Source organism: Kitasatospora sp. NPDC056800 (assembly GCF_042789775.1).
In the GTDB taxonomy this organism is placed as follows: domain Bacteria; phylum Actinomycetota; class Actinomycetes; order Streptomycetales; family Streptomycetaceae; genus Kitasatospora.
In genome coordinates, this window is record NZ_JBHUAL010000008.1 from 1 (window position 1) to 16,887 (window position 16,887).

Genomic DNA, 16,887 nt, shown 5'->3' on the forward strand with positions numbered 1-16,887 from the left:
GGGCGGGGGCCGGCCGGGGGCGCGGCGGCTGCGGGGCGGCTGCGGCCGCAGGGCGGGGTCCGGCCGGGGGCGGGAAGTCCGCCGCGCCGCCCGGGGCGGTGGTGAGCCGCAGCGCCAGGGCCGGGTCGTGGCTGAGGATCGCGCGCTGGAGGCGTCGCAGGTCGCGGCCGGGCTCCAGGCCGAAGCGGTCGGCGAGCAGGTCCCGGGTGCGCCGGTAGCGGTCCAGCGCCTCGGACTGGCGCCCGCAGTTGTAGAGGACGACCATCAGCTGGGCGACCAGGCGTTCCCGGGTCGGCTCGGCCTCCAGCATGGACTCCAGTTCGCCGATCAGCTCGCGGTCCCGCCCCATCGCCAACTCGGCCTGGATGCAGTCCTCGTGGACGGCGAGCCGGGTGCCCTGGAGGGCGGCCAGCTCGGGCCAGGTGAGCCCGGCGTCGCTCACGTCGGCGAGCACCGGACCGCGCCACAGGCCGAGGGCGCGGCGCAGCAGTTCCGAGGCCCGCGTCCAGTCGCCGGCCGCCAGTCGGGCCCGGCCCAATGTGACAAGCTCATGAAATTCCGTGAGATCGAGCTGTTCAGGCTCGATTCTGAGCACGTATCCGGGCACAGTGGTATTCAGCGCGGGTTTCCCGTCCGCCGGCTCCCCGACCGCCTGGAATGCGCGGCGCAGCCCGGCCACCGAGTTCTGCACCATTTTCCGCGCCGTGGACGGACGGTCATCGCCCCAGAGTGCGGCGACTATCTCGTTGATACCCACCACGCTATTCGCGCGGAGCAGCAGAACACCGAGCAGGGCCCTCTGCTGCAGGCCGCGAATGGGCACGTCGGTGCCGTCGGAGAGCACTTCAAGCGGCCCCAGAACGTTGAATCGCACCCCTACCCCCTTGATTCCCTGCGATTCCGGAGAAAGCCATTCCGGAGAATGTGCCCGATGGTACATCAGATCGATCCGGGGTCTTCCGTTGACCGCACGTCGACTTCGATCTACGCTATCGATGGCGACCCCCCTGCCGGTATTCCCCGAGGCAAATTCGCCGCCGCCGACCGGCCGGGCTGATTCGACGTCGCGGTGATCGGGCAGGCGTGCAGGCCGAGGGGGCGTCGCAACGGCGTCACCGGTGGATCCCCGTGGTCGAGACCCCGGCTCCGCTCCGTCCGCGACACCGCCTTCCGCGAGGACGCCCCCGAGATCAGCACCGGCCACGGGCCCGGGAACACGGCGACCCCGCGCGACCTCGCGATCAACGCCCTCCGCGACCACCGCCGCACCGGCATCGAGGCCGGCCTCCGCCATGCCTCCAGCCACCCACTCGGCCTCCTCCACGCCCCTGAGCAGGGACGATGAAAGATCGTCAGGACCCTGGACCAGTCCTGCCCACCCGGCCGCCCCGGCGGCAGTGGCCCGCCCATGAGCGATCAGTTCCCGGGCGATGGGCGGGGTGTCCCCATGATGGGTTCGACCGGGAGCGGGCGGCCGTCGCCACCGCCCCGGGGAGCCGCCGGGGACCGGCGGCCGGACGCCTACAAGAGACGAGGTCGGGGGTACCCGGTGCCTTCCCTGCTGGAACGTGACGCGCACATCGACAGACTCGACCACCTGCTCGCCGAATGTCTCGGCCGCGCGGGCCGGGTGGCACTGGTCGACGGACCCCTCGGCAGCGGCAAGAGCGAGCTGCTGCGGGTGTTCACCGCCCGGGCCGCCGAGCGCGGAGTCCTGGTCGTGGGCGCGGGCTGTTCCGCCCAGGAGCGGGACCTGCCCTTCGGGATCGCCGACCGGATCGCCCACTCCCCCGGCTGGCCCGCCAAGCACGCCGAGCGACTGGCCGCGCTGGCCGACCCGGCCGTCCTCGCCGACCCGGCCGACAGTGCCGGCGGCGCCGCCCTCAACGGCAGCGCCCTCAACGGCAGCGGCGCGGTCGGCGACCCGGCCGGCCCGCCGTCGCCCGCGCTGCTGCGCGCCTGCCGCGACCTGACCACCGCCCTGCTCGCGGCCGCCGCCGACACCCCGGTGCTGCTCTGCGTCGAGGACATCGGCCACGCCGACGAGGCGTCCCTGCACTTCCTGCGCCACCTCGTCCGCCACCTGCCGCAGAGCCGGGTGCTGCTGGTCCTCACCGACGGCAGCACCCCGTGGCCCGCGCGGCGCCGGCTGCACGCCGAACTGCTGCGCCACCCGCACGCGCACCGCCTCGCGCTAGCCCCGCTGTCCCGGGCCGGCGCGCTGCGCCTGGTCACCGAGGGCCTGGGCGAGGAGGACGCCCGGCACCGCGGCCCCGGCCTGGTGGACGTGGCCGGCGGCAACCCGCTGCTGCTGCACGCCCTCGTCGAGGAGCACCTCGACCGCGCCGACGAGCCCGAACCGCGCTACGGCCCGGCCCTGCTGAGCTGCCTCCACCGGGCCGGCCCCGGCGTGCTGCGGGTCGTCCAGGCCCAGGCCGTGCTCGGCGAGGAGGCCCCGGCCGAGGACGTGGCCCGGCTGCTGGGCGAGCGGGAGAGCGCCGACGCGGTCGCCCGGACCCGTGCCACGCTCACCGCCGCCGGACTGCTGGACGGCGAGGGACGGCTGCGCACCGCGGCCGCCCGCGCCGCCGTCCTGGAGGACCTCGCCCCGCACGAGCGCACCGAACTGCGGCTGCGGGCCGCCCAGTTGGCCCACGAGACGGGCAGCCCCGCCGCCGAGGTGGCCCGGCACCTGGTCGAGGCCGGGCGGGCGCCCGCGCCGTGGGCGGTCGCCGCGCTGACCGAGGCGGCCGAGCACGCCCTGCTCGACCACCGTCACCGCACCGCCGTCGCCTGCCTGAGCCTGGCCCACAAGGAGGCCGCCGAGGAGAACGACCGGGCGGTGCTCCGGCACCGGCTGGCGCAGGCCGAGTGGCAGCTCAACCCCTCGGCGGCGGCCCGGCACCTGGTGCCGCTCACCGCCGCGGTCCGGGCCGGGCACCTCGGGCTCGCCGAGGCGCTCGTCCTCGTCCGGTACCTGCTGTGGCACGGCCGCGGCGAGGAGGCGCTGGCCGTCCTGGACCTGCTGCGCGCCCGGACCGGACCGGCCGGACCGGCCTCCCCCGCCGAGACGGGCGCGCTGCGCGACGTCGAGACCTGGCTCGCCTACACCCACCCGGGCCTGGCCCGGGGCCGCCGCGTCCCGGTGCTGCCCGCCGACCTGCGGCACACGGTCGCCCCGGACGTCGACCCGCAGCTGCGGGCCGCCGCCGCACTGGCCGGGGCGCTCACCCGGGGACGGGCCACGGAGACCGTCGACCACGCCCAGCAGGTGCTGCACGACGCCCACCTGCACGGCCGCACCGCGTGGGCCGAGGAGGCCGCGCTGCTCGCGCTGCGGGTGCTGCTCCAGGCCGGGCGCGCCGACACCGCGGCGGTCTGGAGCCAACGGCTGCTCGGCACCGCCGCGCGCCGCGAGGCCCCGACCGCGACGGCCCTGTACTCGGCGGCGCACGCCGAGGCGGCCCTGCGGCTCGGCGAGCCGACCACGGCGGCCGAGCACAGCCGGGCCGCGCTGACCCACCTCAGCCCCACCTCCTGGGGCATTGCGGTGGGCCTGCCGCTGGGCACGCTGGTCATCGCCGAGAGCCGCACCGGCGAGCACCGCTCGGCCGCCAAGCACCTCACCCACGCCGTCGGTGAGGCGATGTTCCAGAGCCTGTACGGGCTGCACTACCTGTTCGCCCGCGGCGAGCACTACCAGGCGACCCGGCACGGCCACGCGGCACTCGCCGACTTCCTGTCCTGCGGCGAACTGCTGCGCACCTGGGGCCTGGACGGCGCGGGGGTGGTGCCCTGGCGCACCCAGGCCGCCGACGCCTGGCTGCGGCTGGACAACCGGGACCGCGCCTGGCGGCTGATCCACGAACAGCTCAGCCGGGCCGACGCCGACCTGCCGCACAACCGCGGCCCGGCGCTGCGGCTGCTCGCCGCGGCCGGGCCGGCCGGGCGGCGCGGCCCCCTGCTCACCGAGGCCGTCGACCTCACCGAGGCCTCCGGCGACCGCTACGAGCAGGTGCGGGTGCTCACCGACCTGAGCCGGGTGCACCAGGGCTCCGGCAACAGGCGCCGGGCCCGGCTGCTGCTGCGCCAGGCCCTGCACGTGGCGAACATGTGCGCCCTGCGGCCGCTCGTCCAGGAGCTGCTGTCGGTCTCGGCGGACCTCGGCGAGAGCGGCCCCGCCGCCGACGCACGGGAGCCGGGCGGGGTCGACGCGCTCACCGAGTCCGAGCGGCGGGTCGCCTCGCTCGCCGTACTCGGCTACACCAACCGCGAGATCGCCGGACGCCTGTACGTCACGGCGAGCACCGTGGAACAGCACCTCACCCGGGTCTACCGCAAGCTCGGGGTACGCCGACGCAAGGACCTGCCCGCCGATCTGTGGGCCAACCTGAGGAAGACGGGATGACGACGCCGATGACCACGCCGACCGCCACCAGCCTGACGGTGCACGACGGCACCGGGCCCGACCTCGCCCGGGCCCTGGCGGGCCTGACCGCCGGCCAGCAACCGCAGTGGCCCGATCAGGAACGGGTGCGCGAGGTGCGCGCCGCGCTCGGCGCCCTGCCGCCCCTGGTGGAGCGCGCCGCCGTGGACCGGCTCCGGGAGCGCCTGGCCGAGGCCGCGCTCGGCCGGGCCCTGGTCGTCCAGGGCGGGGACTGCGCCGAGACCTTCGCCGGCAACACCCCCGAGCACGTGCGCGCCAACCTGCACGCCCTGCTGCACTGCGCGACCCTGTTCGAGGTCGCCTCCGGCCTGCCGGTGGTGCCGGTCGGACGCGTCGCCGGGCAGTACGCCAAGCCGCGCTCCAGCCCGACGGGCCCGGACGGGCTGCCCTCCTACCGGGGCGACATCGTCAACGGCCTCGCGGCGACGGCCGAGGCCCGCACACCGGACCCGCGGCGGATGCTCACCGCGTACGACGGCGCCGGCGCCGCGCTCGACGTGCTGGACTCGGTGGCCGACGCGACCCGCACCGAACTGTTCGCCGGTCACGAGGCCCTGCTGCTCGACTACGAGGTGCCGCTGGTGCGCGACGGGTACGCGCTGTCCGGCCACTTCCTGTGGATCGGCGAGCGGACCCGCGAACTCGACGGCGCGCACGTCGCCCTGGCCCGCCGGATCGCCAACCCGCTGGGCCTCAAGCTGGGCCCGTCCACCACCCCGGAGCAGGCCGTCGCCTACGCCGAGGCGCTGGACCCGGACCGCGTCCCCGGCCGGCTGACGCTGATCAGCCGGATGGGCGCGGACCGGGTGTCCGACGTGCTGCCGCCGCTGGTGGAGGCGGTGGCGGACGCGGGACACCCGGTGGTCTGGCTCTGCGACCCGATGCACGGCAACACCGAGACGGCGGCCGGCGGGCTGAAGACCCGCCGCTTCGACCGGATCGCCGCCGAGGTGAGCGGGTACTTCGCCGTGCACCGGGCGATAGGCAGCCACCCCGGCGGCCTGCACCTGGAACTGACCGGCGACGACGTGACCGAGTGCCTCGGCGGTCGCGAGGACCTGCGCGAGGAGCAGCTCCCCGAGCGCTACCTGACCGGCTGCGACCCGCGGCTGAACGGGCGCCAGACCCTGGACCTGGCGCGCGTGGTGGCGGAGATCCTGCTGGAGCACTCCGCCCGGCGGGCGCCCGTGGCGGTCTGAGGACCGCCCACCCGGACCGACGGCCCGCTCCTCCACGCGGAGGGGGAGCGGGCCGTCAGCATGTGCGCGGGAGGGGGCGGTCAACTCCCTACGGGTTCCGTCGGGTTACGGCGGACGGGCCGTCAGGCGGCGAGGTCGGTGCGGAGCGCTTCGAGGAGCGCGGCCAGCTCCGTCCGGTCCGCCGCCGCGCCGTAGACATAGAAGTCGGGCCGGACCAGCACCGCGACCGCCCCGGCCTCGGCCAGGTACGGCAGGTACACCCCGTCGGTGTCGCCCACCGCGCCCGCCGGGGGCTCCTCGTCGGCGGCCGCGAGCACCCTCACCGCGTGGCCGCCGAGGTCGGCCAGCCAGGCGCGGTCCCCGGCGGTGAGCAGGCTCTCCGGCGGCTCGGTGGCGAGCAGCACGAAGCCGCGCCCCACCACGTCGTCGAAGAGCCCGGCGGGCCGGCCGGCCGCCGTCACCCGCCCCTGGACGACCAGGTCGCCGGCCGGCCCGCCACCGTGCCGCAGGCCCGCCGTGAGCTGCTGGACCGGGGTGCGCGGCCGGGCCGCGCCGACCTCCGCGCCGCGCCGGGCCCGCTCCTGGGCGGCCAGCATGACGGTGTCGCGGTCGCGGGCCGCGGCCGGGTCGGTCTGGCAGATGACCCGGCCCAGGTCCATCGACATGGTGAGCGCGTGCCGCACGTGCTCGCGCCGCTCGGCGGTGTAGCTGTCGAGCAGCCCTTCGCCGGCCCGGCCGGTGAGCACCAGGTCCAGCTTCCAGGCGAGGTTGGCGGCGTCCCGGAAGCCCGAGCACATGCCCTGCCCGGCGAACGGCGGCATCAGGTGGGCGGCATCCCCGGCGATCAGCACCCGGCCGCGCCGCCACTGGTCCGCGTAGCGCGCCTGGAAGGTGTAGACGGCGTGCCGCAGCAGGGTGGCGTTGCCGGGGTCGATGTCGAACAGCGAGAGCAGCTTCCAGACGTTGGCCTCGCCGCCGAACTCCTCGGGCGACTCGTGGTCGAGCCGCATGAACTCCCAGCGCCGGTGGCCCGGCCCGGCGGAGACGGCGGTGCGCGGCCGGGCCGGGTCGCAGACCTGGAGGTTGTTGGGGACGAACTCCCGGCCGTCGTGCGGGACCACGTCGCAGGTCAGCCAGTCGTTGAAGAACGCGAAGTCGGTGGCGGTCAGCCCGGCCTCCTCGCGCACCACGCTGTTGGCGCCGTCGCAGCCGATCACCCAGCGGGCGGTGAGCGGGCCGCCCGACGGTCCTGTCCGCGGTCCTTCGACCGTGAGCGTGACCGCGTCGCCGCGGTCGGCGAGCGCCGTCACCCGGTGGCCGCGCAGGACGCGCAGCGTGGGGTACCGCTCGCCGTGGGCGGCCAACGCGGCCTCCAGGCCCGGCTGGTAGACGGCGCTGGAGTCGGGCCAGCCGGAACGACCGGCGTCCTCGACGTCCACCCGGAAGAGGGTCTGCCCGTCGGCGTTGTGCCAGACGTAGTCCCGGGAGGACTCGACGTGCTCGTCCAGGGCCGCGCCCACGCCGGTGGCGGCGAGGATGCGGGCGGACTCGCCGTCGAAGGAGACCGCCCGCGGCATCGGGTACGGCCGGGGGAAGCGCTCCAGGACGGTGACCCGGTGGCCGCGGGCGGCCAGCAGCAGGGCGGCGGTCTGGCCGACCGGCCCGTAGCCGACGATCGCGACGTCGGTGTCGAAGCCGTCGCCGTTGCCCACGGCGGCGGCGGTCTCGGTGTGGACGGGGGTGGTCATGCGGTGGCCGCGTCCTTCCGCAGGATCTCGGCGAGCACCCGGGCGTGCTCCTCCGGGTCGGCGAGGCCGCGCAGCCGCTCGGTGCCGTCCTCGACGACGACCAGGCGGGTGCCGATCAGGATCCGCTGGCCGCCCTCGAAGGCCCGGCCGCGCACCACGATGCCGGAGCCGGCCAGGGCCCGGGCGAACCGGTCCAGCTCCGGCGAGGGGACCAGCCAGTCCGCGAAGGCGCGCGGCCGCGGGTGGAACCGGTAGACGGCGCGCCAGTCGCCGACCCGGCCCCGGCGCTGCACCACGTGGTGGCCGGTGTCCGCGCGCACGACGCGGAAGTCGGTGCCGAACTGCGGCTGCACCTCGTCGGGCACCACCCGCAGCGGCTCCAGGTAGGACGGGCCGACGAAGCCGACGTCGACCAGCCAGAGGTCGCCGTCCAGCCGGACGAAGCCGAGGACGTGCTCCAGGTCCGGCCCGAAGCTGTCGTCCACCTGGCGGATCCCGGCCGAGAACAGACCGGTCTCGTAGCCGAGTTCGCGCAGCAGCGCGAGGAAGAGCCCGTTCAGTTCGTAGCAGACGCCGCCCCGGCCGCCGAGCACGACGGCGTCGAACACGGCGTCGACGTCGATGTCGACGCCCGCCCACAGGGCCTCGCCGCGGGCGGTGTTGAGCGAGGAGTCGTACGGGATGGCGATCAGGTGGCGCCGGTGCAGCTCGCGCAGGGTGTCGGCGGTGGGGTCGAGCGGGCCGTCGTAGTCGAGGGCCTTGAGGTAGGCGGCGGTGTCGAACACGGCGGTCACTTCCCTTCGGTCCGCTGCTCGGCGGGCACGGTCTCGGAGGCTTCGGTGTCGGTCAGTCCGGTCTCGCCGGAGCCGGTCTCGTCGAGCAGGGAGAGGAGGTGGCCGGCGATCCGCTCCGGGGTGGGCTGGTCGAAGGCGAGCAGGGCGGGCAGTTCGAGCCCGGTGACGTTCTGGAGGCGGTTGCGCAGCTCGACGGCGGTCAGCGAGACGAAGCCGATGTCGAAGAAGACGGCGTCCGCCCCGATCTCGTCGGTGCCCTCGTGCCCGAGGACGGCCGCGACCTCCGTGCGGACCACGTCGACCAGCACGGCCAGGCGCTCCCCCGGGTCGGCGTCCGCCAGCCGGCGGGCGAGGACGGCGCCGGGCGCCTCCTCGGTGGTGGTGTCGGGCTCGGTCTCGGTGGCCATCGGGGAATCTCCTGCGGGGGTGGTCGTCACGGACACCGACTCCAGCCAGTAGTGCCGGTGTTGGAAGGGGTAGGTCGGAAGCTCGGAGGCGGGGAGGGTGCCGGCGCCCGCGTAGGAGGCCGACCAGTCGACCTCCACGCCGCGGACGTGCAGCGCGGCGGCCGAGAGCAGGACGCGGTCCCAGCCGCCCTCGTCGCGCCGCAGGGTCCCGGTGACGGCCGCCTCGCGCACGGAGGCCGCCTCCAGGGCCTCGACGATGCCGTGGGCGAGTACGGGGTGGGCGCTGACCTCGACGAACGCCCGGTACTCGGCGGCGGCGAGGGTGTCGACGGCCTCGGCGAAGCGGACGGTCTGCCGCAGGTTGCGGTACCAGTACCCGGCGTCCAGCTCCGGACCCTCCAGCCAGCGGCTCTCGACGGTGGAGAGGAAGGGGATCGCGGCGGGCTGGGGCTTCACCGAGCCCAGCAGCTCGGCGAGTTCGGCCTCGATGGACTCCACGTGCGAGGTGTGCGAGGCGTAGTCCACCGGGATCCGGCGGACCCGCACGCCCTGCTCCTCGTACCCGGTCACCAGGGTGTCGAGCGCGGCCGGGTCACCGGCCACCACCACCGAGGACGGACCGTTCACGGCCGCGATCTCCACGCCGTCCGGCAGCGCGCTCGCCACCCGCTCCCGGGGAAGGCCGACCGAGACCATGCCGCCCCGGCCGGCGAGGCCCCGGGCGATGGCCTGCGACCGCAACGCCACCACGGCCGCCGCGTCGTCCAGCGAGAGGATCCCGGCGACGTGCGCCGCCGCGATCTCCCCCTGCGAGTGACCGACCACCGCGTCCGGCACCACGCCCAGCGACGCCCAGAGGCGCGCCAGGCCGACGTTCACCGCGAACGACACCGGCTGCACCACGTCCACCCGCTCCAACGAAGCGGCACCCGGCACCTGGTTCACCACATCGAGCAACGACCAGTCGACATAGGACGTCAGGGCCTTGTCGACCTCACCGAGCGCCTCCGCGAAGACCGCCGACTCGGCGAGCAGCCGACGACCCATCCCCGCCCACTGGGAACCCTGGCCCGGGAAGACGAAGACGGTCTGCCCGGCGACGTCCGCCGTGCCGGTGACCAGGGCGGGCGAGGCGGCGTCGCCCGCGAGCGCGGCCAGGCCGGTGCGGTGGCCGTCGAGCGCGTCGGCCACCACGACGGCGCGGTGCGCCAGCAGGGTCCGGGCCTCGGCCAGCGTCCGGGCCGCGTCGGCGGGTGCCGGGCCGCGTGCCTCGGTGTAGTCGAGCAGCCGCTCCGCCTGGGCGCGCAGGGCGCCGGTGGAAGCGGCGGACAGCAGCCAGGGGACGGCGGCGGCCTCGGGGGCGGGTGTCCGCGCCTCCGCGGCGGGCGCCTCCTCCAGGATGACGTGGGCGTTGGTGCCGCTCACCCCGAAGGCCGACACGGCGGCCCGGCGCGGGCGGTCGGCCGCCGGCCACGGCCGGGCCTCCGTCAGCAGCCGCACCTCCCCGGCCGACCAGTCGACCTGGGTCGTCGGCGCGTCCACGTGGAGGGTCCGCGGCAGCACGCCGTGGCGCAGCGCCTCGACTATCTTGATCACGCCGGCGACACCGGCGGCTGCCTGGGTGTGGCCGATGTTGGACTTCAACGACCCCAGCCAGAGCGGCTGTTCGGCCGGTCGGCCCTGCCCATACGTGGCCAGCACCGCCTGCGCCTCGATCGGGTCGCCCAGCGGGGTGCCGGTGCCGTGCGCCTCGACGGCGTCGACGTCGGCGGCCGTCAGCCTGGCGTTGGCGAGCGCGGCCCGGATCACCCGCTGCTGGGCGGGCCCGTTGGGCGCGGTGAGGCCATTGGACGCGCCGTCCTGGTTGACGGCCGAACCCCGGACCACGGCCAGCACCTCGTGCCCCAGCCGCCGGGCGTCCGACAGCCGCTCCAGGACGAGGACCGCCACGCCCTCCGCCCAGCCGGTGCCGTCGGCGGCGTCCGCGAAGGCCTTGCAGCGCCCGTCGGTCGCCAGGCCGCGCTGCCGGGAGAACTCCACGAACGGCGAGGGCTGGGACATCACCGCGACGCCGCCGGCCAGCGCCAGCGTGGACTCGCCGCTGCGCAGCGACTGGGCGGCCAGGTGGACGGCGACCAGCGAGGAGGAGCAGGCGGTGTCGACGGTGATCGCGGGCCCCTCCAGGCCGAGCGTGTAGGCGACCCGGCCCGAGGCCACGGAGCCGGAGGTGCCGGTGGCGAGGAAGCCTTCGAGCCCGGCGGGCACGCTTCGCAGACCGGTGGCGTAGTCGTGGTACATGACGCCGGAGAACACGCCGACGGCCGTGCCGCGCAGGCCCGCCGGGTCCAGGCCGGCCCGCTCCAGGGCCTCCCAGGAGGTCTCCAGCAGGAGCCGCTGCTGCGGGTCCATGGCGAGCGCCTCGCGCGGCGAGATCCCGAAGAAGGCGGCGTCGAAGTCGGCGGCGCCGTGCAGGAATCCGCCCTCGCGGACGTAGGAGCGGCCGGCCCGGTCCGGGTCGGGGTCGAAGAGTCCGTCGAGGTCCCAGCCGCGGTCCTCGGGGAACTCGGCCACGCCGTCGCGTCCGTCGGCGACCAGCTGCCACAGGTCGGCCGGGGAGGCGACGTCGCCCGGCAGCCGGCAGGCCATCCCGACGATGGCGATCGGCTCACCGGCCGCCGCCTCCAACGCGGCCTTCTCGGAGGCGAGTTGTTCGTTGTCCTGGAGCGCGGCCCGCAGTGCCTCGACCAGCCTCGCCGTCTGGTCGAGGGCGGCCGCGCCGTCGTTGGTGGTGGTGGTGGTCATGTCAGCCTTTCGGATGGTGCGCCGGGCGCCGAGCGCGGACGAACGGGCGCGGGTCGGTGAGCGCGGTGCGTCGGCTCGGTGGGTCTGCGCGGTGGGTCCGCGCGGTCGGGTCGGGCGCGGTCGGGTGGGCGCGGTAGGTGGGAGGTTCAGCCGCGGCCGCGCAGGGCGCGGGCGACCAGGCCGTCGATGTCCAGGTCCGCGATGGCGGGCCCGTCCACGGGCACCGGTCCCGCGTCCGGGCCGGCCACGCGCGGCTCGGGGGTCACGGCCGCCGGACCGGCCGCCGGCTCCGGCAGCAGCTCGGACCGCAGGTGGCGGGCGAGCGCGAGCGGGGTCGGGTGGTCGAAGACCAGGGTCGCCGGGAGCCGGACGCCCGTCGCCCGGGCCAGCCGGTTGCGCAGCTGCACCGCGCCGAGCGAGTCGAACCCGGCCTCCTTGAAGGCCTGGGCGGCGGCGACGGCGTTCTTGGACGGGTGCCCGAGGACGGCGGCGGCGGCGGAGCGCACCAGGTCGAGGACCTCGCGGTGCTGCTCGCGCTCCGGCAGCGCGGCCAGCCGGGCGGCGAAGTCCGCCGCGTCGTCGGCGGGCGCACCGGTGGCGGCGGTGCGGCGGGGGGTGCGGACCAGGCCGCGCAGCAGCGGGTTCAACTCGCCGCCCGCCGCCTGCCCGCGCAGCGCGTCGCGGTCCAACCGGGTCGGGACCAGCACCGCCTCCGGAGAACGCAGCGCGGCATCGAACAGCGCCAGCGCCTCCTCCGTCGCCAGGGCCTTGAGACCGCCCCGGGCCAGCCGGGCCCGGTCCGCCTCGTCCAGGTGCCCGGTCAGCCCACTTGCCTGAGCCCACAGGCCCCAGGCCAGTGAGACCGCCGGCAGACCGCGCTCACGACGCCACCCGGCCAGACCGTCCAGGAACCCGTTCGCCGACCCGTACAGGCTCTGCCCGGCGTTCCCGAACACACTGGCGCCGGAGGAGAAGAGAACGAAGGCCGCCAGACCCAGGCCCTCGGTCGCCTCGTGCAGGTGCCAGGCCGCGTCCGCCTTCGGCGCGAACACCTCCCCCAGCCGCCCTGCGGGCTGGCCCTCGAACACACCGTCGGCCAGTGCACCGGCCGTGTGCACCACCGCCGTCAGCGGACGCCCCACCGGAACCCGACGGACCAGGTCGTCGACCACCGAACGGTCCGACACGTCCGCGGCCACCACCTCCACCTCGGCACCGAGCGCCTCAAGCCCGGCCACCAACTCCGCCGCACCCGGCGCCGCCACGCCGCGGCGGCTCACCAGCACCAGCCGCCGCACCCCGTGCGACTCCACCAGGTGCCGGGCCACCAACCCGCCCAACGTCCCCGTGCCACCCGTCACCAGCACCGTCCCCGCCGGATCCAGAACCCCCTGCCCGTCAGCCGAGTCCTGGACGGAGGCACGCGCCAGACGCGGCACCACCACACCGCCGTCGCGCCAGAGCGCCTGGGTCTCGCCGGACGCCAGCAGGCCGCCCACCACCCACGGGTCCACCGCCGCGGCGGGGAAGCCCGTCCCTTCGCCGCCGAGGAGCACGATCCGGCCGGGCTGCTCCTGCTGGACCGAACGGACCAGCCCCCACACCGCGTTGACCGCCGGGTCCGCGTCCGGGGGCCCGGTCACGACCGCCAGCGGCGCCCCGCTCCGGTCGGGATCGGTGAGTCCCTGGTGCAGGAACTCCGAGACCCGGCCGACCAGCGCCCGGGCGCCCTCGGGCCCCTCGGCCGTCCCGGCGGTCAGGTCCAGCACCGCCGGGGCGGCGACACCGGCGGCACCGGCGGGCAGGACGAGAGGCGTCCAGCCCACCTGGTAGAGGTGGTCGGTTCCGGCCCCGCCGAGGCCGGCCAGCCGGTCGACCGGCACCTGCCGCAGCGACAGGGAACCGACCGAGGCCACCGGTCCGCCGGTCGGGTCGGTGAGGACGAGCGAGAACGCGTGCGGGCCGGTCTGCCGGGCGTGCACCCGCAGAGCAGTGGGACGCGTGGCGAACAGGGCCACGTCGTTCCAGGCGAACGGCAGCAGGACGTGGCCCGGCTCCGGCTCGGCGATGCCCAGGAAGTTGGTGGCCTGCAGAGCGGCGTCCAGCAGCACCGGGTGGATGCCGAAGTCCTCGGCGGCCCGGCCGGCGGGCAGGGACACCTCGGCGTACACCTCGCCGTCGAGCCGCCAGACGGCCCGCAGCCCCCGGAACGCCGGTCCGTAGCCGAAGCCGCGGTCCGCCAGCCGCTCGTAGAAGCCGTCCAGGGCGACCGGCTCCGCGCCGGCCGGCGGCCACGCGCCGGGGGCGACGGTGTCCGGCGCCTGCTCGCCGCCCAGGAACCCGGTGGCGTGCCTGGTCCACACGCCGCCCTCCGCGTCCTCGGGCCGCGAGTACAGGGCGAACGGCCGCCGGCTGTCGGCGGCGTCGTCCTCCGGCGCGTCCACCCGCAGGTGCAGCTGCAGGTCGCCGCGTCCGGGGACGAGCAGCGGGGCCTCGATCACCAGTTCCTCGACGGTGGGCGTGCCCGCCTCGTCGCCGGCCCGCGAGGCCAGCTCCAGCAGCGCGGCCCCCGGGGCGAGGACTGTGCCGGCGACGGCGTGGTCCGCGAGCCACGGGTGGTCCTTCGAGTCGAGCCGCCCGGTGAGGAGCGCCCCACCCTCGGGCAGCTGCACCGCCGCGCCCAGCAGCGGGTGCCCGACGGGCGCCAGCCCGGCGGCGCCCACGTCGGTGGCGGGGCGGGTCTCCAGCCAGTAGCGCTGGTGCTGGAAGGGGTAGGTGGGCAGCTCGGAGGCGGGGAGGACTGCGGCGTCCGGGAAGGCCGTGGACCAGTCCACGGGCAGGCCGTGCACATGGAGTTCGGCGGCGGCGAGCAGGACGCGGTCCCAGCCGCCGTCCTCGCGCCGAAGGGTCCCGGTGACGACGGTCGGCGCCTGGACGGCCTCCTCCAGGGCCTCGACGATGCCGTGGGCGAGCACGGGGTGTGCGCTGACCTCGACGAACGCCCGGAAGCCCTCGCCCGCCAGGGTGTCGACGGCGTCGGCGAAGCGGACGGTCTGCCGCAGGTTGCGGTACCAGTACCCCGCGTCCAGCTCCGGACCCTCCAGCCAGCGGCCCTCAACAGTCGACAGGAACGGAACGACGGCCGGCTGCGGCTTCACCGAAACCAGCAGCTCGGCGAGTTCGGCCTCGATCGACTCCACGTGCGAGGTGTGCGAGGCGTAGTCCACCGGGATCCGGCGCACCCGCACGCCCTGCTCCTCGTACCCGGTCACCAGGGTGTCGAGCGCGGCCGGGTCACCGGCCACGACCACCGAGGAGGGGCCGTTGACCGCGGCGACCTCGACGCCGTCCGGCAGCGTGCCGGCCACCTCGGCGAGCGGCAACCCGACCGACACCATGCCGCCGCGTCCTGCCAGACCCCGGGCAATGGCCTGCGACCGCAGCGCCACCACCGCCGCCGCGTCCTCCAGCGAGAGGATGCCCGCGACATGCGCCGCCGCGATCTCCCCCTGGGAGTGACCCACCACCGCGTCCGGCACCACACCCAGCGACGCCCACAGCCGCGCCAAACCGACATTCACCGCGAACGACACCGGCTGCACCACGTCCACCCGCTCCAACGAGGCGGCACCCGGCACCTGGTTCACCACATCCAGCAACGACCAGTCGACATAAGCCCTCAGAGCCTTGTCGACCTCACCGAGCGCCTCCGCGAACACCGCCGACTCCGCGAGCAGCCGACGACCCATCCCCACCCACTGAGAACCCTGACCCGGGAAGACGAACACCGACCGACCACTCACCTCCGCCCGACCGGACACCAGCCCGGCCGCGGCCTCCCCCCGTGCCACCGCGTCCAGCGCCGCCACCGTGTCCGCGCGGTCGGCGGCCACCACCACGGCGCGCTGCTCCAGCGCGGCCCGCGCGGTGACGAGGGTACGGGCGGTACGGGCCAGGCCGGTGTCCGGCTGCTCGGCCAGGAGCCGGCCCCAGGCGCCGGCCTGGGCCCGCAGGGCGTCCTCGGAGGCGGCCGACAGCACCAACGGCAGTGCGGCACCGGTCGGTTCGGCGTCCGGCTGCGGGGCGTCCCCGACCGGGGCCTGCTCCAGGATCACGTGGGCGTTGGTGCCGCTGACGCCGAAGGAGGAGACGGCGGCCCGGCGCGGCCGGTCGACCTCCGGCCAGTCGCGGCGTTCGGTGAGGAGCGCGACCGCGCCCGAGTCCCAGTCGACCTTCGAGGTGGGTGTGTCGATGTGCAGACTCTTCGGCAGCACGCCGTGCCGCAGCGCCTCCACCATCTTGATGACACCGGCCGCACCGGCCGCCGCCTGGGTGTGGCCGATGTTGGACTTCAACGACCCCAGCCAGAGCGGCTGTTCGGCCGGACGGCCCTGCCCGTACGTGGCCAGCACCGCCTGCGCCTCGATCGGGTCGCCCAGCGAGGTCCCCGTCCCGTGGCCCTCGACGGCGTCGACGTCCGCCGCCGTCAGCCGGGCGTTGGCGAGGGCCGCCCGGATCACCCGCTCCTGCGAGGGCCCGTTCGGGGCGGTGAGGCCGTTGGACGCACCGTCCTGGTTGACGGCCGAACCCCGGACCACGGCCAGCACCTCGTGCCCCAGCCGCCGGGCGTCCGACAGCCGCTCCAGCAGGAGGACGGCGACTCCCTCGGCGAGCCCGGTCCCGTCGGCGCCGTCCGCGTACGCCTTGCAGCGGCTGTCGCGCGCCAGGCCGCGCTGGGTGGCGAAGTCGACGAACACCTCCGGCGTGGCCATCACGGCGACCCCGCCGGCCAGGGCCAGCGTGCACTCGCCGTCGCGCAGCGCCCGCGCGGCCAGGTGGACGGCGACCAGGGAGGAGGAGCAGGCGGTGTCCACCGTCACCGACGGGCCTTCGAGGCCGAGGGTGTAGGAGACCCGGCCGGAGGCGACCGAGCCCGAGTTGCCGATCCCGAAGTACCCCTCCAGGCCCTCCGGGAGGTTGAGCACGTGGTGCGCGTAGTCGTGGTACATCAGGCCCGCGTAGACGCCGACCGGCTGCCCCTTGAGCGAGGCCGGGTCGATGCCGGCCCGCTCCAGGGCCTCCCAGGAGGCCTCCAGCAGCAGCCGCTGCTGCGGGTCCGTCGCCAGCGCCTCGCGCGGGGAGATCCCGAAGAGCGCGGCGTCGAAGCCGCCCGGGTCGGCGAGGAAGCCGCCCTCCTCGGCGTAGGTCTTCCCGGCGGCGTCCGGGTCGGGGTCGTACAGGCCGTCCACGTCCCACCCCCGGTCGCGGGGGAACGGGGCCATGGCGTCGGTGCCGTCGTGGACCAGGCGCCACAGGTCGGCCGGGGAGGCGACGCCGCCGGGCAGCCGGCAGGCCATCCCGACGATGGCGATCGGCTCGGTGCGCCGGGCCTCGACGTCGCGCAGGCGGCGCCTGGTCTGCTGGAGGTCGGCCGTGACGCGCTTGAGGTAGTCGCGCAGCTTGTCGTCGTTCGACATGGGGTTCTTCCTC

Annotated in this window: 6 protein-coding genes and 2 pseudogenes; 3 read left to right on the plus strand and 5 right to left on the minus strand. The window is 75.8% G+C overall.

Annotated features, from left to right (window positions below):
* A partial coding sequence (locus ACFRQN_RS03385; RefSeq protein ID WP_380737866.1) for an AfsR/SARP family transcriptional regulator occupies positions 1-538 on the minus strand: 538 nt, incomplete at its 3' end.
* 12 nt (positions 539-550) lie between these two features.
* On the opposite strand from ACFRQN_RS03385, the gene ACFRQN_RS03390 reads away from it, so the two are divergent.
* The 3 genes from ACFRQN_RS03390 (at position 551) to ACFRQN_RS03400 (ending at position 5,646) form a co-directional block, all read left to right on the plus strand.
* On the plus strand, positions 551-1,057 hold the full coding sequence (locus ACFRQN_RS03390) for a hypothetical protein (RefSeq protein ID WP_380737869.1): 507 nt from the start codon (positions 551-553) through the stop codon (positions 1,055-1,057).
* Positions 1,058-1,549: 492 nt separating this feature from the next.
* Positions 1,550-4,408: an AAA family ATPase gene (locus ACFRQN_RS03395; protein WP_380737871.1), complete on the plus strand. Its 2,859-nt coding sequence runs from the start codon at positions 1,550-1,552 to the stop codon at positions 4,406-4,408.
* Positions 4,405-5,646 (plus strand): 3-deoxy-7-phosphoheptulonate synthase, encoded by a 1,242-nt coding sequence (locus ACFRQN_RS03400; RefSeq protein WP_380737873.1) that lies wholly within the window; start codon positions 4,405-4,407, stop codon positions 5,644-5,646. Before ACFRQN_RS03395 ends, ACFRQN_RS03400 begins: the two co-directional genes overlap by 4 nt.
* A 122-nt stretch (positions 5,647-5,768) precedes the next feature.
* On the opposite strand, the gene ACFRQN_RS03405 is transcribed toward ACFRQN_RS03400, so the two are convergent.
* From ACFRQN_RS03405 to ACFRQN_RS03420, 4 genes and pseudogenes are all read right to left on the minus strand, one after another.
* On the minus strand, positions 5,769-7,394 hold the full coding sequence (locus ACFRQN_RS03405) for a bifunctional 3-(3-hydroxy-phenyl)propionate/3-hydroxycinnamic acid hydroxylase (RefSeq protein WP_380737875.1): 1,626 nt from the start codon (positions 7,392-7,394) through the stop codon (positions 5,769-5,771).
* Complete coding sequence (locus ACFRQN_RS03410; protein WP_380737877.1) at positions 7,391-8,179, minus strand: arylamine N-acetyltransferase; 789 nt, start codon at positions 8,177-8,179, stop codon at positions 7,391-7,393. The genes ACFRQN_RS03405 and ACFRQN_RS03410 overlap by 4 nt, the downstream gene beginning before the upstream one ends.
* A 5-nt stretch (positions 8,180-8,184) precedes the next feature.
* Positions 8,185-11,274 (minus strand): annotated as a pseudogene (locus ACFRQN_RS03415) (type I polyketide synthase); the annotation flags it as partial.
* Between the two features lie 269 nt (positions 11,275-11,543).
* A pseudogene (locus ACFRQN_RS03420) lies at positions 11,544-16,856 on the minus strand (type I polyketide synthase); the annotation flags it as partial.
* Between the last annotated feature and the right edge of the window lie 31 nt (positions 16,857-16,887).

Coding starts and splice junctions, on each gene's coding strand:
- ACFRQN_RS03405 (WP_380737875.1), bottom strand. CDS start 7,394: ATGACCACCCCCGTCCACACCGAGACCGCCGCCGCCGTGGGCAACGGC.
- ACFRQN_RS03390 (WP_380737869.1), top strand. CDS start 551: ATGAAATTCCGTGAGATCGAGCTGTTCAGGCTCGATTCTGAGCACGTA.
- ACFRQN_RS03400 (WP_380737873.1), top strand. CDS start 4,405: ATGACGACGCCGATGACCACGCCGACCGCCACCAGCCTGACGGTGCAC.